Genomic DNA, 16,994 nt, shown 5'->3' on the forward strand with positions numbered 1-16,994 from the left:
TCATGGCTACCTATGGCCGGACCGGCCTGGTCGCACGCAAGCTCGGCATGAGCCGCGTGTTCAACGAGGATGGCTCCACCATCCCCGTCACTGTTCTTCACGTCGATGACACCCGTGTCGTCGGCCAGCGCTCGGACGAACGCGACAGCTATGTCGCGCTGCAGATCGGCATTGGCCACGCCAAGGCGAAGACCGTCTCGAAGCCCAACAAGGGTGCCTTCGCCAAGCTCGGCGTCGAGGCTCCCCAGAAGATCTTCGAATTCCGCGTCGCTCCCGATGCGGTGCTGGACATCGGCGCCAAGGTTTCGCCCGCACATTACGTGAAGGGCCAGATCGTCGACGTCGTCGGCATCACCAAGGGCAAGGGATTTGCCGGCGCGATGAAGCGCTGGAACTTCTCGGGTCTCGAGGCGTCGCATGGCGTGTCGGTCAGCCATCGTAGCCATGGTTCGACGGGCAACCGTCAGGATCCGGGCAAGACCTTCAAGAACAAGAAGATGGCGGGCCATCTCGGCTCCGAGCGCGTGACCACCCAGAACCTGGTGATCGCGGGCTACGACCTCGAGAAGGGTCTGCTTCTGGTCAAGGGCGCGGTGCCTGGCGCCAAGGGCAGCTATGTGATGGTTAAGGACGCGGTGAAGCGCAAGCGGCACGCCGATGCGCCCTATCCGACGGCTGCGGCGTAAGGGGCGCCCTGAACATGCAACTTCCCGTCATCTCGCTGGACAATGCCGCGGCGGGGGAGATTGATCTCCCCGCCGAGCTGTTCGGCTCCGCTCCTCGTGCCGACATCATGGCGCGCGTCGTTCACTGGCAGCTCGCAAAGCGCCGTGCCGGCACGCACAAGGTCAAGGGCATGGGCGAAGTGTCCGGCACGACCAAGAAGCCGTACCGCCAGAAGGGCACGGGCAACGCCCGTCAGGGCTCGCTCCGCGCACCGCAGTTCCGCAAGGGCGGCATCGTGCATGGGCCGGTCGTGCGCGACCACGGCTACAGCCTGAACAAGAAGGTCCGTCGTCTGGGCCTGATCAGCGCGCTCAGCCAGAAGGCCGCCGAGGGCAAGCTTATCGTGCTCGACATGGCTTCGGCCGGGTCGGACGCCAAGACCTCCGCCATGGCCGCCAAGGTCAAGGCGCTGGGCTGGAAGACGGCGCTGGTTGTCGATGCGCTGGTCGATGAGAACTTCGGCCGCGTCGTGAGCAACCTGCCGAACGTGCATGTGCTGCCGACCATCGGCGCCAATGTGTACGACATCCTCAACCACGACGTCCTCGCGGTCACCCGCGCCGGCGTCGAGGCCCTGAAGGAGCGGCTGTCGTGAGCGAAGTTCAGAGGCGGGCGGCCAAGACGGTCATCTCCCGCGAGAAGATGTACCAGACCATCCTGTCACCGCTGGTGACCGAAAAGGCGACGATGCTGTCCGAGACCGGCCAGATCGTCTTCCGCGTGCCGCTCGAGGCGTCCAAGCCCGAGATCAAGGCCGCGGTCGAAGGCCTGTTCGGCGTCACGGTGCTGGCGGTGAACACGCTGGTGGTCAAGGGCAAGTCCAAGCGTTTCAAGGGACGGCCCGGCCAGCGTTCTGATTGGAAGAAGGCGATGATCCGGCTTGAAGCCGGGCAGAGCATCGACCTGACGACGGGGCTTGCGTGACGCCATGGCGATGAAAAGCTTTAACCCGGTCACCCCGTCGCTTCGCGGCACGGTGCTGATCGACCGGTCCGATCTGTGGAAGGGCAAGCCCGTGAAGGGCCTGACCGAGGGGCTTTCCTCCTCGGGCGGGCGCAACAACCACGGCCGCATCACCGTGCGGTTTCGTGGGGGTGGACACAAGCAGACCTACCGCATCATCGATTTCAAGCGTCGCAAGTTCGATGTGCCGGGCGTCGTGGAGCGGATCGAATACGATCCCAACCGCACGGCCTTCATCGCGCTGCTGAAGTATGAGGATGGCGAGCTCGCCTACATCATCGCGCCGCAGCGCCTCAAGGTGGGCGATTCGGTGGTGGCCGGCCTCAAGGCCGACATCAAGCCTGGCAATGCGATGCCGATGGGTGCGATCCCGGTCGGGACGATCATCCACAACATCGAGATGAAGCCCGGCGCCGGCGGCAAGATGTCGCGTTCGGCCGGGACCTTCTCCCAGCTCGTGGGCAAGGACAGCGGCTACGTGCAGGTCAAGCTGCAGTCGGGCGAAGTCCGCCTGCTGCGCGGCGAATGCATGGCGACGATCGGTGCGGTGTCCAACCCGGACAACCAGAACCAGGAACTCGGCAAGGCCGGTCGCAGCCGTTGGCTCGGCCGCAAGCCGCATCAGCGCGGCGTCGTCATGAACCCGGTCGATCACCCGCACGGCGGCGGCGAGGGCCGCACCAGCGGCGGTCGTCATCCCGTGACGCCTTGGGGCAAGCCGACCAAGGGCTTCAAGACGCGCAACAACAAGCGCACGGACAGCCTGATCGTCCGCCGCGCTTCCGTGAAGAAGGGCTGATCGCCATGGCGCGCAGCATTTGGAAGGGGCCGTTCGTTGACGGCTACCTGCTGGGCAAGGCGGATGCGGCCCGGGAGAGCAAGCGGAGCGAGATCATCAAGATCTGGTCTCGTCGCAGCACGATCCTGCCGCAGTTCGTCGGGCTGACCTTTGGCGTCTACAACGGGAAGAAGTTCATTCCCGTGCAGGTGTCGGAGAACATGGTCGGTCACAAGTTCGGCGAATTCTCGCCGACGCGGACCTTTACCGGCCATTCGTCGGACAAGAAGGCGAAGCGGGGCTGACATGAGCAAGCCGAATCATCCCCGCGGTCTTCCTGAGACCGAGGCCCAGGCGATCCTGAAGAACATTCGGGTCTCGCCGACCAAGCTGAACCTGGTGGCCGCGATGATTCGCGGCGCCAAGGCGCAGGACGCGATCGCGCATCTCGCCTTCAGCAAGAAGCGCATCGCGCAGACTGTGAAGAAGACGCTCGAAAGCGCGATCGCCAATGCCGAGAACAACCACCAACTGGACGTCGATCGTCTGGTTGTGGCGCGTGCCGAGGTGGGCCGCAGCATGGTCATGAAGCGCTTCCAGGCCCGCGGTCGCGGCAAGGCGGCGCGTGTCGAGAAGTGGTTCAGCCATTTGAAAATCGTGGTTGCCGAGCAGGCGCAAGTTGCCGCCGCCTCGCAGGGGGAGGCCGCGTAATGGGTCACAAGGTCAATCCGATCGGGCTGCGGCTCGGCGTCAATCGCACCTGGGACAGCCGCTGGTACGCCAATGCGGGCCGTGGCCCCGGTGGCTATGCGGCCCTGCTGCATGCCGACCTCAAGCTGCGCAACACGCTGCGTGAGCGGCTGAAGGGCGCGGGCGTCTCCCGCGTCGTGATCGAGCGTCCGGCCAAGAAGCCCCGCATCACCATCCACGCGGCGCGTCCGGGTGTGGTGATCGGCAAGAAGGGCGCGGACATCGAAAAGCTGCGCCAGGACATGGCCAAGCTGGCCGGCGCCGAGGTTTCGCTGAACATCGTCGAAATCCGCAAGCCGGAGATCGACAGCACGCTGGTCGCGGAGTCCATCGCCCAGCAGCTCGAGCGTCGCGTGGCCTTCCGCCGTGCGATGAAGCGCGCGGTGCAGTCGGCGATGCGTCTGGGGGCCGGTGGCATCCGGATCAACTGCTCCGGCCGGTTGGGCGGTGCTGAGATCGCGCGTATGGAGTGGTATCGCGAAGGCCGCGTGCCCTTGCACACGCTGCGCGCCGACATCGACTTCGGCGTGGCCACGGCGAAGACCACCTATGGCACTTGCGGCGTGAAGGTCTGGATCTTCAAGGGCGAGATCCTCGCACACGACCCGATGGCGCAGGACAAGCGCGCGGCCGAACAAGCCCCGCAGCGCTGAGAGAGATCGGTAAGGCTGAACGACGATGTTGCAACCAAAGCGCACGACCTACCGCAAGGCGCATAAGGGTCGGATCAAGGGTATCGCCCGTGCCGGCTTCACGCTGAACTTCGGCGCCTTCGGCCTGAAGGCGTTGGAGCCGGAGCGCATCACCGCGCGCCAGATCGAGGCGGCTCGCCGCGCGATCACGCGTGAGATGAAGCGTGCGGGCCGCGTCTGGATCCGGATTTTCCCCGACGTCCCCGTGTCGACCAAGCCCGCCGAAGTCCGCATGGGCTCGGGCAAGGGTGCCCCGGAATTCTGGGTGTGCCGGGTGAAGCCCGGTCGCATCATGTTCGAGATCGACGGCGTGCCGTTGGAAACCGCCCGCGCGGCGCTTGCCCTCGGTGCTGCCAAGCTGCCGATCAAGACCAAGCTGGTGCAGCGTTTGGGCGCGGAGGCCTGATCATGACGAAGATTGTTGATGTTCGGGCCAAATCGGCCGATGAGCTGCAGGCCATGCTGCTCGACCTGCGGAAGGAGCAGTTCAACCTGCGCTTTCAGCGGGCGACCGGGCAGCTGGAAGCGTTGAGCCGCGTGAAAGTGGTTCGCCGCGACATTGCCAAGGTCAAGACCATCATCGGTGAGCGCAACCGCGCCGCCGCAACACGCGCCTGAAGAGGAGACCCCGGCCATGCCGAAGCGCGTCCTCACCGGGCGGGTCGTCAGCGACAAGACGGACAAGACCATCACGGTCCTGATCGAACGTCGCGTGATGCATCCGCTCTACAAGAAGTTCATCCGGCGCTCGAAGCGCTACGCCGCGCATGACGAGCTGAACATCGCCCAGGTCGGCGAGCTGGTTCAGATCGAGGAATGCCGGCCGATCAGCAAGACCAAGACCTGGCTGCTGATCACTCGGAACGGCGAGACGGTGCCGAAGCCCGAGGGCTTCGAAGCCGCCACCGCCGCTGTTGCGGCATAAGGCGCCAGACCGATGATCCAGTCCGAAAGCCACCTCGACGTGGCTGACAATTCCGGCGCACGCCGGGTGATGTGCATCAAGGTGCTCGGCGGTTCCAAGCGTCGGACCGCCGGCGTCGGTGACATCATCGTGGTGTCCATCAAGGATGCCATTCCCCGCGCCAAGGTGAAGAAGGGTGAGGTGCATCGCGCCGTCATCGTCCGCACCTCCTATCCGGTGCGGCGCAACGATGGTTCCGCGATCCGCTTCGACAGCAATGCCGCGGTGCTGATCAACAAGCAGGGCGAGCCGATCGGCACCCGCATCTTCGGGCCGGTCGTGCGCGAGCTGCGGGCCAAGAAGTACATGAAGATCATCTCCCTGGCGCCGGAGGTGCTGTAATGGCTGCGAAGATCCGCAAGGGCGATACGGTTCAGGTTCTGGCCGGTCGCGACAAGGGCAAGCGCGGAGAGGTGCTCAGCATCTCGCCGACGGAAGTGCGCGCCTTCGTGCAGGGTGTGAACATGGTCAAGCGGCACACGAAGCCGCAGGGCATGGGCAAGCCCGGTGGCATCATCGAGAAGGAGGGTCCCATCCACCTCTCCAACCTCGCGCTGCTGGACCCCAAGGGCGACAAGCCGACCCGCGTCGGCTTCAAGGTTCTGGATGACGGCAAGAAGGTCCGGTTCGCCAAGGCGTCCGGCGAGGTGATCGACGCATGAGCGAAGCTCGCGAGCTTCCCCGGATGCAGATTCTGTACGGCGATGTCGTGCGGAAGAAGCTTGCCGAGGAATTCAACTACGGCAATCCGATGGAAGTGCCGAAGTTGGAGAAGATCGTCATCAACATGGGCGTCGGCGAAGCCGCCGCCGATGGCAAGAAGCTGGATGCAGCCTTTGCCGACATGATGATGATCGCCGGCCAGAAGCCGATCAAGACGATCTCGAAGAAGGCGATCGCCGGCTTCAAGATCCGTGCCGGTCAGGCGATCGGCTGCAAGGTCACCTTGCGCCGCGCCCGGATGTACGAGTTCCTGGACCGCCTGGTCACCATCGCGCTGCCGCGCGTGCGTGACTTCCGCGGCCTGCCGGGGAATAAGGGCTTCGACGGGCGGGGCAATTTCGCGCTCGGCCTGAAGGAACAGATCATCTTCCCCGAGATCAACTACGACAAGGTGGACACCGTGCGCGGCATGGACATCGTGTTCGTGACGACGGCGAAGACCGACAAGGAAGCGAAGGCCCTGCTTAAGGCTTTCGATCTGCCTTTCATCAACTGAGTTTGGGAAAACCGCCGCGCACGCCGCGGCAGGTTCCGGAGGGTTAGGACAGTCATGGCGAAAACATCTTCGATCATGAAGAACAAGCGGCGCGAGGCGATGGCGAAAGCCTTTGCCCCCAAGCGTGCTGCCTTGAAAGAGATCGTGATGGATCGCGAGCTGCCGGTCGAGGAGCGCTTCGAGGCGACTCTGAAGCTCGCGCAGCTGCCGCGCAACGGTGCCCAGAACCGCATCCGTCTGCGTTGCGAGATCACGGGCCGCGCTCGCGGCAATTATCGCAAGTTCAAGCTTTGCCGGATCCAGCTGCGGGAGCTCGCCTCCGCAGGCCAGATCCCCGGCATGGTCAAGGCGAGCTGGTAGGGGACCCGGCATGTCGCTATCCGATCCTGTGGGCGATCTGTTGACCCGCATCCGCAACGCGCAGTCCGCGCGGCAGACGAAGCTCGTCTCGCCCGCCTCGCGTCTCCGCGCCGATCTCCTGGAAGTGCTGAAGCGGGAAGGTTACATCCGCGGCTGGCGCATCGAGGACGTTCGTCCGGGCATCAAGAACCTTCACATCGAGCTGAAGTATTCCGAGGGCGAGCCCGCCATCAAGGAAATCAGCCGCGTCTCCAAGCCGGGGCGTCGGGTGTATTCCAAGATCAAGGAGCTCCCGAAGGAGTACAATGGTCTCGGTATTTCGATCCTCTCCACGCCGCGCGGCGTGATGAGCGACAATGAGGCCCGCGCCGCCAATGTTGGCGGCGAAGTCCTCTGCCGCGTGTTCTGACGGAGGGCATGGGCAAATGTCGCGCGTAGGCAAATATCCTGTGGTGGTGCCGGCCGGAGTGACTGTGTCGCTCATGGACCGCACCGTCGTGGCCAAGGGGAAGCTCGGTGAGCTGAAGCTGGCCCTGACCGATCATGTTGATGTGGAGATCCGGGACAATGAGGTGGCGGTCGCCCCTCGTGGTTCGGATCGCCAGGCGCGCACGCTGTGGGGCACCACGCGGGCGCTGATCAACACGATGGTTGTTGGTGTTTCGACCGGCTACAGCAAGTCGATGGAAATCACCGGCACCGGCTACAAGGCCGCGGTCCAGGGCAAGGAGCTGATCCTGAACCTCGGCTACAGCCACGAAATCCGCTACCAGGTGCCCGAGGGCATCAAGATCACCTGCGAGAAGCCGACCTTGGTCAAGGTCGAGGGTTCGGACAAGCAGGTGGTTGGCCAGGTGGCAGCTGAAATCCGCGGTTATCGCGGCCCCGAGCCCTACAAGGGCAAGGGCGTGAAGTACACGGACGAAGTCATCCGTCGCAAGGAGGGCAAGAAGAAGTAATGGACAAGCTCGCTCTCGAGACGCGGCGGCGGTCGCGTCTGCGTTATTCACTCAAGCAAAAGAGCGGTGGGCGCGTGCGCCTGTCGGTTTTCCGGTCGGGCAAGCACATCTACGCGCAGGTGATCGACGACAGCCAGGGGCGGACCCTCGCCGCGGCGTCTTCGATCGAAAAGCCGATGCGCGAGACGCTCAAGACCGGCGCGGACAAGGATGCGGCCTCGGCCGTCGGCAAGCTGGTCGCGGAACGCGCCCTGGCCGCCGGCGTCACGGCTGTGGTCTTCGACCGCGGTCCCTATCTCTATCATGGCCGGGTCAAGTCCCTGGCGGACGGCGCCCGCGAGGGCGGGCTGTCGTTCTGAGGAGCATCTAGATGGCACGGGAACCAAGGGCTGCAGGCCCAGGTGAAGGTGGTGGCGAGGGCGATCGCCGTCGTCGCCGCAGCGATCGTGGTCCGGAGCGTCAGCCGGAGCGTGAGCAGGGCGATGAGCTGAAGGACAAGCTGGTCACCATCAATCGCGTCGCCAAGGTGGTGAAGGGTGGCCGTCGCTTCTCCTTCGCCGCTCTGGTCGTCGTCGGTGACGAGAAGGGCCGCGTCGGCTGGGGGGCTGGCAAGGCACGTGAAGTGCCCGAAGCCATCCGCAAGGCAACCGAGCGGGCCAAGCGTGGCCTGATCAAGGTGCCGATGCGCGAGGGCCGGACCCTGCATCACGACGTGATCGGTGATTTCGGCGCGGGGCGCGTGATCCTTCGTGCGGCCCCGGCCGGCACGGGCATCATCGCCGGTGGGCCGATGCGCGCGGTGTTCGAGACGCTGGGCATGGGCGATGTCGTCGCCAAATGCACCGGCACCACGAACCCGCACAACATGGTCAAGGCGACCTTCTCCGCCCTCAGCCGCTGCACGAGCCCCCGGGCCGTGGCCGCGCGCCGTGGCAAGAAGGTCACCGATCTGCTGCCGCAGAAGCGTGAAGCCGCCGCGGTCGTCGAGACGGGGGAGGCCGCTGGTGTCTGATCTCGTCAAGAAGACCGTGAAGGTCACGCAGATCGCCTCTGTCCTCGGCCGCAAGCCGGGGCAGAAGGGGACGCTGATCGGCCTCGGGTTGAACAAGATCCGCAAGTCGCGCGAGCTGGAAGATACGCCCGCGGTGCGCGGCATGATCGCCAAGGTCGCCCACCTGATCAAGGTGGAGGGATAATCCGATGAAGTTGAATGAACTGCGCGACAATGCGGGCGCGCGGCCCAAGTTCAAGCGCGTCGGTCGTGGTATTGGCTCGGGCAAGGGCAAGACCAGCGGCCGTGGCGTCAAGGGTCAGAAGGCGCGTAGCGGTGTGTCGCTGAACGGGTTCGAGGGCGGTCAGCTCCCGATCTACCGGCGTATGCCGAAGCGCGGCTTCGTGAACATCTTCCGTCGCGAATTCGCAGCGCTGAACATCGGCGTTCTGAATGCCGCGATCGAGGAAGGCCGTCTCGTGGCCGGCGAGCCCATCACCGAGGACGCCCTGCGCGCCGCCGGTGTGGTGCGGACCAAGGCCGGTCTGGCGGGCGTTCGCCTGCTGGCCAAGGGCGAGATCACCCGCGCGATCACGATCACCGTCGCGGGCGCCTCGGCGGCCGCCAAGGCGGCGATCGAGGCCGCGGGCGGCACCATCACCTTGACCGCGGTCAAGGCCGAGCCGACCCCGGAAGCCTGATCCGCTTGCCGACCCCCCCGGGGGTCGGCTACTCACTTCCAGGCGGCGCCGCGCGGGACCTCCCGCCGGCGCCGTTTTCGTCTTATCGAAGGGTCGTCCGACATGGCCTCCGCCGCAGAACAGCTTGCGGGCAATCTGAATCTTGGCGTGCTGAGCAAGGCCACCGAGCTTAAGAAGCGCATCTGGTTCACCCTCGCCGCCCTCATCGTCTATCGGATCGGCACCTATGTTCCGGTGCCCGGCGTGGATGCGAGCGTCATGGCCGACATCCTGCGCCAGCACGGCAATGGCGTGCTCGGCATGTTCGACATGTTCTCGGGCGGCGCGCTCGGGCGGATGACGGTCTTCGCGCTGAACATCATGCCCTACATCAGCGCCAGCATCATCGTGCAGCTGATGACCGCGGCGATCCCGGCCTGGGAAACCCTCAAGAAAGAGGGCGAATCCGGCCGCAAGAAGCTGAACCAGTACACCCGCTACCTGACCCTCGTGATCGCGCTGTTCCAGGCCTATGGCATCGCGGTCGGCCTGGAGTCGATGCGCGGCAATTTCGGCCCTGCGGTCTCCGATCCCGGGCCCTTCTTCATCGCCTCCTCGGTCATCACCCTGGTCGGCGGCACCATGTTCCTGATGTGGCTGGGCGAGCAGATCACCGCCCGCGGCGTCGGCAATGGCATCAGCCTGATCATCTTCGCTGGCATCGTCGCCAACCTGCCGTCCTCGATGGCCTCGACCCTGGAACTCGGGCGGACGGGCGCGTTGTCGCCGGTCTTCATCCTGTTCTTCATGGTGATGGCGCTTGGCGTCATCGCGCTGGTGGTCTTCGTGGAACGCGCCCAGCGGCGCATCCCGGTGCAATATCCCAAGCGCCAGGTGGGCAACCGCATGTTCGGCGGCGAAAACACCCATATGCCGCTGAAGCTGAACACCGCCGGCGTGATCCCGCCGATCTTCGCCTCCTCGCTGCTGCTGCTGCCCGCGACCTTCGCCGGCTTCGGTGACCGTGCGGCGGATAGCTGGGTCTCGGTGGTGGCGGCCTGGCTCGCGCATGGGCAGCCGCTGTACATGGCGCTCTATGTCGCGCTGATCGTGTTCTTCGCGTTCTTTTACACCGCCGTGGTGTTCAACCCGGTCGAAACCGCCGATAATCTCAAGAAATACGGCGGCTTCATCCCCGGTATCCGCCCCGGCCAAAGCACCGCTGACTATCTCGATCGGGTGCTGACGCGACTGACGGCCATCGGTGCGATCTATCTTTCCTTGGTCTGCATCATTCCTGAGATTTTGATTTCGCAGTATGGCGTGCCCTTCTACTTCGGCGGCACTTCCCTTTTGATCATCGTCTCTGTCACGATGGACACAGTGGCGCAGGTGCAATCCCACCTGTTCGCGCACCAGTACGAGGGGCTGATCAAAAAGGCCCGTCTTGGCGGGCGTGGCCAGCCGAACCGACGCTGATGGAGCAAGACGCGATGAACCTGATCCTTCTGGGACCGCCGGGCGCGGGCAAGGGAACCCAGGCCAAGCGGCTTGAGGACAAGCACGGGATCGCGCAGATCTCGACCGGCGACATGCTGCGGGCCGAGGTGAAGTCCGGCAGCCAGGTCGGCGCCGAGGCCAAGGCGATCATGGAGGCCGGTGGCCTGGTGCCGGACAGCATCATCACGGCGATGCTGGCCCGGCGGGTCGCCATGCCCGATTGCGCGCGGGGGTTCATCCTGGACGGCTTCCCCCGCACGCTGCCGCAGGCGGAGGCGCTGGACTCGGTGCTGGCCGAGAAGGGGCTGACGCTGGACCATGTGATCGAGTTGAAGGTCGATGACGCGGCGCTGGTCGAACGCATCGCCGGCCGCTTCACCTGCGCCAAATGCGGTGCGGGCTACCACGACCGCTTCAAGCCGACGGCCCAGGCCGGCGTCTGCGACGTCTGCGGCAGCACGGGTTTCATCCGTCGCGCCGACGACAAGGCCGAGCTCGTGGCCGCGCGGCTGGAGGCCTACCACCGCCAGACCGCGCCGCTGCTGCCCTATTACGCCGCCCGTGGGCGGTTGGAGACGGTGGATGGCATGGCCGAGATGGCCGATGTCGCCACGCAGATCGACGCGATTCTGGCCAAGACGCACGCCTCGGCTTGACTCCGACGCCATAGGGGTCTAACCGCCCCCTCTCGCACGGACGGGCCCAACCCGGCCGCGCGCGTATTTGCGTATGCCCGACTTGGGGCCTGCGTGAGGATCACCTCAAGACCCACCGCTGCCGCCCCGGTTCCGGGGCGGGGCCAATCGCGGGCTTCGGCCCCCAGGAGTGACACCAGTGGCGCGTATCGCCGGCGTGAACATCCCCGCCAACAAGCGGGTTCTCATCTCCCTCCGCTACATCTTCGGCATCGGCCCGAGCAATGCGAAGGTGATCTGTGAAAGCCTCAAGATCCCTGAGGATCGCCGGGTGAACCAGCTCACCGACGAAGAGATCATGAAGATCCGCGAAGTCGTGGACCGTGATTACCGCGTCGAGGGCGACCTTCGCCGTGAAGAGGCGATGAACAAGAAGCGCCTCATGGACATGGCCTGCTACCGCGGCCTGCGTCACCGCAAGGGCCTTCCGGTCCGCGGCCAGCGCACCCATACGAATGCGCGTACCCGCAAGGGCAAGGCGGTCGCGATCGCCGGCAAGAAGAAGGTGACCAAGTAATGGCTCGCGAACCCCGCGCGGGCGCGGCCCGCGGCCCCGTGAAGCGCAAGGAGAGGAAGAACATCTCCTCCGGCGTCGCCCACGTGCTGGCCTCCTTCAACAACACCATCGTCACCATCGCCGATGCGCAGGGCAATGCGATCGCCTGGTCCTCGGCCGGTAGCCAGGGCTTCAAGGGCAGCCGCAAGTCCACCCCCTATGCCGCGCAGGTCGCGGCCGAGGATGCGGGCAAGAAGGCCCGCGAGCACGGCATGGAGACGGTCGAGATTCACGTCTCTGGTCCGGGCTCGGGCCGTGAGTCGGCGCTGCGCGCCTTGCAGGCGGTCGGTTTCTACGTGACCGCCATCCGCGATGTGACGCCGATCCCCCATAACGGCTGCCGTCCGCGCAAGCGCCGGCGCGTCTGAGGAGGAGAAGCACTTGCTCGAACGCAACTGGCGCGACCTGATCCACCCCGAGAAGCTCGACGTCGAGCCGGGGAACGATCCCAATCGCACCGCCACCATTGTCGCCGAGCCGCTGGAACGCGGCTTCGGCGTCACCCTCGGCAATGCGCTGCGGCGCGTGCTGCTGTCGTCCCTTCAGGGCGCGGCAGTCACGGCGATCCGCATCGATGGCGCCCTGCATGAGTTCAGCGCGCTTTCGGGCGTGCGTGAGGATGTCACGGACATCGTCCTGAACATCAAGAAGCTTGCGATCCGGATGCCGGGCGAGGGGCCGAAGCGCCTCCAGCTCACCGCGACCGGTCCTGGCGAAGTCACCGCCGGCCAGATCCAGACCACCGGGGATATCGAGATCTCGAACCCGGATCTGGTCATCTGCACGCTGGACGAAGGCGCCAAGCTGTCGATGGAACTGACCATCGACATCGGCCGCGGCTATGTCCCCGCCGCCGAGAACCGGCCCGAGGATGCCCCCATCGGTCTGATCCCGGTGGATGCGATCTACAGCCCGGTCCGCCGCGTGGCGTACAAGGTGGAGCCGACCCGCGTGGGTCAGCGCACCGACTACGACAAGCTGGTGCTGACCATCGAGACCGACGGCACCGTCGCTCCCGATGACGCTCTGGCCGTCGCCGCCCGCGTGTTGCAGGACCAGTTGCAGCTCTTCATCAACTTCGACGAGCCGACGCAGTTCAAGGCGGCGGAAGTCGAGGAAGACCTGGGCTTCAACCGTCACCTGCTGCGCAAGGTGGACGAGCTGGAACTGTCGGTCCGCAGCGCGAACTGCCTGAAGAACGACAACATCGTCTATATTGGCGATCTGGTTCAGAAGACCGAGCAGGAAATGCTCCGCACCCCGAATTTCGGGCGCAAGTCGCTGAATGAGATCAAGGAAGTCCTCGCCTCGATGGGCCTGGGTCTCGGCATGGCCGTGACCGGCTGGCCCCCCGAGAACATCGAAGACCTCGCCAAGAAGATTGAAGAGCCGTTCTGAGCAGCTGGCACCGGATAGGATAAGACAATGCGTCACGGAGTTGCCGGCCGTAAGCTCGGCGTTACCACCAGCCACCGATTTGCCATGCTTCGCAGCATGGCGACGGCGCTGATCAAGCACGAACAGATCACCACGACCCTTCCCAAGGCGAAGGAGCTCCGGCCCTACGTCGAGAAGGTGATCACCCTCGGCAAGCGCGGCGGGCTCCATGCCCGGCGTCAGGCCTATGCGGTGATCCGCGATGAGCGGATCGTGGACAAGCTCTTCACCACCATCGCCGACCGCTACAAGGGTCGTACCGGTGGCTATTGCCGCGTCCTGAAGGCCGGCATGCGCTACGGCGATGCCGCCGACATGGCGGTGATCGAGCTGGTCGATCGCGACACTGCCGCCAAGGGCCTGGACTCCGGTCCCCGCCCCGAGGCGGCGAGCGAGGACGACGACCAGGGCTGATCCGCCCTTTTCGTCTCTGACTACGGCGGGGCCGGTGGGAGCAATCCCCCGGCCCCGTTTGCCGTTTGGGGCACCGGACCCCACATCCCAGGCTATCCATCCGCGCCTGTGGAGCGAACCCCCTGCATGTCCCTCCTCTCGCTCTGCCCGTGGCTGGATCGTCGTGGCCGTGTCTCGGCCCTTCGCCTGGCCTGCTTCGCCCTGCTCTGCGCCCCCGGGGTGTGGATGCTCTACCTTGCCTATACCGGCGCCTTCGACCCGGAGCCCTTGCCCGCCGCCTTGCATGAGAGCGGCAAATGGGCCGTCCGTGGCCTGCTGCTGGCCCTGGCGGTGACGCCGCTGCGCTGGACCGCCGTCTGGCCGGAATGCGTGCTGCTCCGGCGGATGATCGGGCTTTCGGCGCTGGCCTATGCCGGGCTGCATGTGGCGCTCTATGTGGCGGAGCAGGGCTACAAGCCGCTCACCATCGTCTCCGAGATCGCGCTGCGCTTCTATCTCACCATCGGCTTCGTCGCCTTCGCCGGGATGGCGGTGCTGGGCTGGACCTCGACCGACGCGGCGCTGCGGCGGATGGGCAAGCGGTGGAAGCGGCTGCATCGGCTGATCTATCCGATCACGGCACTCGCGCTGTTCCACCATTTCCTCCAGGGCAAGATCGACGTGACCGAGGCGACGCTCTCGGCCGGGCTGTTCCTGTGGCTGATGGGCTGGCGGCTGCTGCCGGCCGAACGCCGGGCCAACCCCTGGGTGCTGCTGGCCATGGCCCCGGTGGTGACGCTGCTGACCGCAGGGCTGGAATATGCCTGGTACGCCCTGGCCACCCGGCTGCCGGCCGAGCGCATCGCCGCCGCCAACCTCGACTGGGCCATGGCGCCGCGGCCGGTGCATTGGGTGTTGCTCGCGGCGCTCGGCATGGTCCTGGTCGCGTTTTGGCGCCGCTCGGCCCTTGCCCGCCCCGCCCCCCGATCCGATGCTGGCCGCAACGAGCAGGGAAGAGCGCGCGATGGAAAAATTCGGGATCGGCCAGCCGGTGCGCCGCAAGGAAGACATCCGCTTCCTGACCGGCCAGGGCCAGTACACGGATGATTTCGACCTGCCCGGCCAGGCGCATGGCGTCGTGCTGCGCAGCCCGCATGCCCATGCCAGGATCGTCTCGATCGACACCAGTGCCGCCCGCGCCGCCCCGGGTGTGCTCGCGGTCCTGACCGCGGCGGAAACGCGCGAGGATGGCTTGGGGATGATCCCGCTCCAGGTCGAGATCCCCAGCGCCGATCCGCTGTTTTGCCCGCCCCGCCCGATCCTGGCCGAGGGCCGGGTGCGCTTTGTCGGCGACCCGGTCGCCTTCATCGTCGCCGAGACCCGCGCCCAGGCGCAGGACGCCGCCGAGCTGGTCGAGATCGACTACGACCCCCTGCCCAGCATCACCGACACGGCCCGCGCCATGGACCCAGATGCCCCGGTGATCTGGGACGACCAGGGCCGGGCCGACAATCTCTGCGTGCTCTGGGACAGCGGGCGGGGGGAGGAGACGGATGCCGCCTTCGCCCATGCCGCGCGGCGGGTCTCTCTCTCCTTCATCAACCAGCGCCTCGTCGGCAACCCGATGGAGCCCCGCGTCGCCATCGGCGAATGGGAGGCCGAGGCCGGCCGCCATGTGCTGCATAGCCCGACCCAGGGGGTGATCCGCGTCCGCGACTCCCTCGCCAAGTTCATCTTCAACGTGCCGATGGACAGGCTGCGGGTGATCTCCCCGGACGTCGGCGGCGGTTTTGGCCTGCGCGGCAAGCTGTTTCCTGAATCGGCCATGGTGCTCTGGGCCGCCAAGCGGCTGGGGCGGGCGGTGAAATGGCGCAGTGGGCGAACGGAAACCTTCCTGTGCGATCCGCATGGGCGGGACCAGGTGACCACCGCCGAAATGGCCTTCGACGACACTGCCAAGGCCGTGGGCCTGCGGGTGCGGACCGATGCGGCGATGGGTGCCTACCTCATGGATTTCGGGCCGCGCATCCCGACGGTCGCCGGCGCCCGCATCTCGGGCACGGTCTATGACATCCAGGCGGTGCATCAGCAGGTGCGCTGCGTCTTCACCAATACCGCCAGCACCGATGCCTATCGCGGCGCCGGGCGGCCGGAGACGGCCTATGTGGTGGAGCGCATGCTCGACATGGGGGCGCGGGAATTCGGCATCGGGCGCGACGAGATCCGCCGCCGCAACTACATCCGCCCCGACCAGATCCCCTACAAGAACACCGCCGGGAATCTGATCGACAGCGGCCATTTCGCCGAGACGCAGGCGATGGCCCTCGACCTCGCGGAATGGGACAGTTTCGCGGACCGTCGCGCCACCTCCGAGGCCGCCGGCAAAAAGCGCGGCATCGGCCTGGGTTATTTCATCGAGGCCTCGGGCGGCCAGCCCTTCGAATGGGCGCGGGTCCGCATCGAGGCGGGGCGGGTGAAGCTCCATGTCGGGACCTTCAGCCATGGCCAGGGCCATGCGACGGCCTTCGCCCAGATCGTCTCCGAACGCCTCGGCCTGCCCTTCGAGGCGGTGGATCTGGTCCAGGGCGACACCGACACGGTGCAGACCGGCGCCGGCACCGGCGGCTCGCGCTCCAGCCAGATGGGCGGCGTGGCGACGCTGCGCGCCTCCGATCTGGTGATGGCCAAGGCCAAGCGCCTCGCGGCGCATCTGCTGGAAGCCGGCGTCGAGGATGTGAGTTTCGAGGACGGGCAGTTCCGTGTGGCGGGCACCGACCTCACCACCTCCTGGGACCAGGTGATGGAATTGTCCCACGCCCCGCCCGAGGGCGAGGCCCCGGGCCTCGATGAACAGACCATCTATCGCCGCGACACCGAGTGCAATTTCCCCAATGGCTGCCACGTCGCCGAGGTCGAGATCGACCCCGAGACCGGCGCCGTCACCCTGGCGCGCTACGCCGCGGTGGATGATTGCGGGCGGCTGATCAACCCGATGCTGGTGCATGGCCAGGCGCATGGCGCGATCATGCAGGGCATCGGCCAAGCGCTGCTGGAACATGCCCGCTACGACCCGGAGAGCGGCCAGTTTCTCACCGCCACCTTCCAGGACTACGCCATGCCGCGCGCCGCCGATGCGCCGGAGTTCGTGCTCGGCTTCAACATCGTGCCGACGCCGACCAATGAGCTTGGGGTGAAGGGCGCGGGGGAGGGTGGCTCCTGCGGGGCGCCGCCGGCGATCGTCTCGGCGGTCGCGGATGCCTTGGGCATCGCGCATATCGACATGCCGGCGACGCCGGAGAAGGTGTGGCGGGTCCTCGCGGCAGGCTGAGGC

At 66.1% G+C, this 16,994-nt stretch carries 28 protein-coding genes; all 28 read left to right on the top strand.

From position 1 onward, the window contains the following. Positions 1 to 2: 2 nt before the first annotated feature. The 28 genes from rplC to C8P66_RS19150 all read left to right on the top strand — a co-directional run bounded on the left by rplC (position 3) and on the right by C8P66_RS19150 (position 16,991). Entirely contained in the window at positions 3 to 686 is a 684-nt protein-coding gene (gene rplC, locus C8P66_RS19015) for a 50S ribosomal protein L3 (RefSeq protein WP_111399867.1), read from the top strand. 14 nt (positions 687 to 700) lie between these two features. After that, complete coding sequence (gene rplD, locus C8P66_RS19020) at positions 701 to 1,321, top strand: 50S ribosomal protein L4 (RefSeq protein WP_111399868.1); 621 nt, start codon at positions 701 to 703, stop codon at positions 1,319 to 1,321. Between the two features lie 32 nt (positions 1,322 to 1,353). Next, positions 1,354 to 1,650 (top strand): 50S ribosomal protein L23, encoded by a 297-nt coding sequence (locus tag C8P66_RS19025; RefSeq protein ID WP_456303650.1) that lies wholly within the window; start codon positions 1,354 to 1,356, stop codon positions 1,648 to 1,650. A 4-nt stretch (positions 1,651 to 1,654) separates the two neighbouring features. Next, a complete protein-coding gene (rplB, locus tag C8P66_RS19030) occupies positions 1,655 to 2,488 on the top strand; it encodes a 50S ribosomal protein L2 (RefSeq protein ID WP_111399870.1) in 834 nt (277 codons plus the stop codon). A 5-nt stretch (positions 2,489 to 2,493) separates the two neighbouring features. Beyond that, positions 2,494 to 2,772: a 30S ribosomal protein S19 gene (gene rpsS, locus C8P66_RS19035; protein ID WP_111399871.1), complete on the top strand. Its 279-nt coding sequence runs from the start codon at positions 2,494 to 2,496 to the stop codon at positions 2,770 to 2,772. Between the two features lies 1 nt (position 2,773). Continuing rightward, positions 2,774 to 3,178 (top strand): 50S ribosomal protein L22, encoded by a 405-nt coding sequence (rplV, locus tag C8P66_RS19040; RefSeq protein ID WP_111399872.1) that lies wholly within the window; start codon positions 2,774 to 2,776, stop codon positions 3,176 to 3,178. Next, positions 3,178 to 3,870, top strand: coding sequence for a 30S ribosomal protein S3 (gene rpsC / locus C8P66_RS19045; RefSeq protein ID WP_111399873.1), 693 nt, complete (start codon positions 3,178 to 3,180; stop codon positions 3,868 to 3,870). Before rplV ends, rpsC begins: the two co-directional genes overlap by 1 nt. A 25-nt stretch (positions 3,871 to 3,895) precedes the next feature. Then, entirely contained in the window at positions 3,896 to 4,315 is a 420-nt protein-coding gene (gene rplP, locus C8P66_RS19050) for a 50S ribosomal protein L16 (protein ID WP_111399874.1), read from the top strand. A gap of 2 nt (positions 4,316 to 4,317) precedes the next feature. Next, entirely contained in the window at positions 4,318 to 4,527 is a 210-nt protein-coding gene (gene rpmC / locus C8P66_RS19055) for a 50S ribosomal protein L29 (protein ID WP_111399875.1), read from the top strand. Positions 4,528 to 4,543: 16 nt separating this feature from the next. Further along, the gene (gene rpsQ / locus C8P66_RS19060) at positions 4,544 to 4,834 is read left to right on the top strand and encodes a 30S ribosomal protein S17 (protein ID WP_111399876.1); all 291 of its coding nucleotides are present in this window, start codon (positions 4,544 to 4,546) and stop codon (positions 4,832 to 4,834) included. Positions 4,835 to 4,846: 12 nt separating this feature from the next. Beyond that, positions 4,847 to 5,215, top strand: a complete 369-nt coding sequence (rplN, locus tag C8P66_RS19065; protein ID WP_111399877.1) for a 50S ribosomal protein L14 — start codon at positions 4,847 to 4,849, stop codon at positions 5,213 to 5,215. Continuing rightward, positions 5,215 to 5,535, top strand: a complete 321-nt coding sequence (gene rplX / locus C8P66_RS19070) for a 50S ribosomal protein L24 (RefSeq protein WP_111399878.1) — start codon at positions 5,215 to 5,217, stop codon at positions 5,533 to 5,535. Before rplN ends, rplX begins: the two co-directional genes overlap by 1 nt. Next, the gene (gene rplE / locus C8P66_RS19075; RefSeq protein WP_111399879.1) at positions 5,532 to 6,092 is read left to right on the top strand and encodes a 50S ribosomal protein L5; all 561 of its coding nucleotides are present in this window, start codon (positions 5,532 to 5,534) and stop codon (positions 6,090 to 6,092) included. The genes rplX and rplE overlap by 4 nt, the downstream gene beginning before the upstream one ends. A 54-nt stretch (positions 6,093 to 6,146) precedes the next feature. After that, entirely contained in the window at positions 6,147 to 6,452 is a 306-nt protein-coding gene (gene rpsN / locus C8P66_RS19080; RefSeq protein WP_111399880.1) for a 30S ribosomal protein S14, read from the top strand. Positions 6,453 to 6,462: 10 nt separating this feature from the next. Continuing rightward, a complete protein-coding gene (gene rpsH / locus C8P66_RS19085) occupies positions 6,463 to 6,861 on the top strand; it encodes a 30S ribosomal protein S8 (protein ID WP_111399881.1) in 399 nt (132 codons plus the stop codon). A gap of 16 nt (positions 6,862 to 6,877) precedes the next feature. Then, positions 6,878 to 7,411 carry a 50S ribosomal protein L6 gene (rplF, locus tag C8P66_RS19090; protein ID WP_111399882.1) on the top strand — a complete coding sequence of 178 codons (534 nt, stop codon included), beginning with the start codon at positions 6,878 to 6,880 and terminating at the stop codon, positions 7,409 to 7,411. Then, positions 7,411 to 7,770, top strand: coding sequence for a 50S ribosomal protein L18 (rplR, locus tag C8P66_RS19095; RefSeq protein ID WP_111399883.1), 360 nt, complete (start codon positions 7,411 to 7,413; stop codon positions 7,768 to 7,770). Before rplF ends, rplR begins: the two co-directional genes overlap by 1 nt. A gap of 11 nt (positions 7,771 to 7,781) precedes the next feature. Next, positions 7,782 to 8,423 (top strand): 30S ribosomal protein S5, encoded by a 642-nt coding sequence (gene rpsE / locus C8P66_RS19100; protein ID WP_111399884.1) that lies wholly within the window; start codon positions 7,782 to 7,784, stop codon positions 8,421 to 8,423. Continuing rightward, positions 8,416 to 8,607 (top strand): 50S ribosomal protein L30, encoded by a 192-nt coding sequence (gene rpmD, locus C8P66_RS19105; RefSeq protein WP_111399885.1) that lies wholly within the window; start codon positions 8,416 to 8,418, stop codon positions 8,605 to 8,607. Before rpsE ends, rpmD begins: the two co-directional genes overlap by 8 nt. Positions 8,608 to 8,611: 4 nt before the next feature. Next, a complete protein-coding gene (gene rplO, locus C8P66_RS19110) occupies positions 8,612 to 9,103 on the top strand; it encodes a 50S ribosomal protein L15 (protein WP_111399886.1) in 492 nt (163 codons plus the stop codon). A gap of 102 nt (positions 9,104 to 9,205) precedes the next feature. Then, positions 9,206 to 10,561, top strand: coding sequence for a preprotein translocase subunit SecY (secY, locus tag C8P66_RS19115; RefSeq protein WP_111399887.1), 1,356 nt, complete (start codon positions 9,206 to 9,208; stop codon positions 10,559 to 10,561). Positions 10,562 to 10,575: 14 nt separating this feature from the next. Further along, positions 10,576 to 11,238, top strand: a complete 663-nt coding sequence (locus tag C8P66_RS19120) for an adenylate kinase (protein ID WP_111399910.1) — start codon at positions 10,576 to 10,578, stop codon at positions 11,236 to 11,238. Between the two features lie 178 nt (positions 11,239 to 11,416). Then, entirely contained in the window at positions 11,417 to 11,794 is a 378-nt protein-coding gene (gene rpsM, locus C8P66_RS19125; RefSeq protein WP_111399888.1) for a 30S ribosomal protein S13, read from the top strand. Next, the gene (gene rpsK, locus C8P66_RS19130; protein WP_111399889.1) at positions 11,794 to 12,201 is read left to right on the top strand and encodes a 30S ribosomal protein S11; all 408 of its coding nucleotides are present in this window, start codon (positions 11,794 to 11,796) and stop codon (positions 12,199 to 12,201) included. Before rpsM ends, rpsK begins: the two co-directional genes overlap by 1 nt. Positions 12,202 to 12,214: 13 nt before the next feature. Further along, complete coding sequence (locus C8P66_RS19135) at positions 12,215 to 13,231, top strand: DNA-directed RNA polymerase subunit alpha (protein ID WP_111399890.1); 1,017 nt, start codon at positions 12,215 to 12,217, stop codon at positions 13,229 to 13,231. Positions 13,232 to 13,258: 27 nt separating this feature from the next. Continuing rightward, positions 13,259 to 13,684: a 50S ribosomal protein L17 gene (gene rplQ / locus C8P66_RS19140; protein WP_111399891.1), complete on the top strand. Its 426-nt coding sequence runs from the start codon at positions 13,259 to 13,261 to the stop codon at positions 13,682 to 13,684. Between the two features lie 126 nt (positions 13,685 to 13,810). Further along, positions 13,811 to 14,770 (top strand): protein-methionine-sulfoxide reductase heme-binding subunit MsrQ, encoded by a 960-nt coding sequence (locus C8P66_RS19145; RefSeq protein WP_111399892.1) that lies wholly within the window; start codon positions 13,811 to 13,813, stop codon positions 14,768 to 14,770. Further along, positions 14,688 to 16,991, top strand: coding sequence for a xanthine dehydrogenase family protein molybdopterin-binding subunit (locus C8P66_RS19150; protein ID WP_111399911.1), 2,304 nt, complete (start codon positions 14,688 to 14,690; stop codon positions 16,989 to 16,991). The genes C8P66_RS19145 and C8P66_RS19150 overlap by 83 nt, the downstream gene beginning before the upstream one ends. Positions 16,992 to 16,994: the final 3 nt, after the last annotated feature.

The organism is Humitalea rosea, assembly GCF_003253705.1.
GTDB classification, from domain to species: Bacteria; Pseudomonadota; Alphaproteobacteria; order Acetobacterales; family Acetobacteraceae; genus Humitalea; species Humitalea rosea.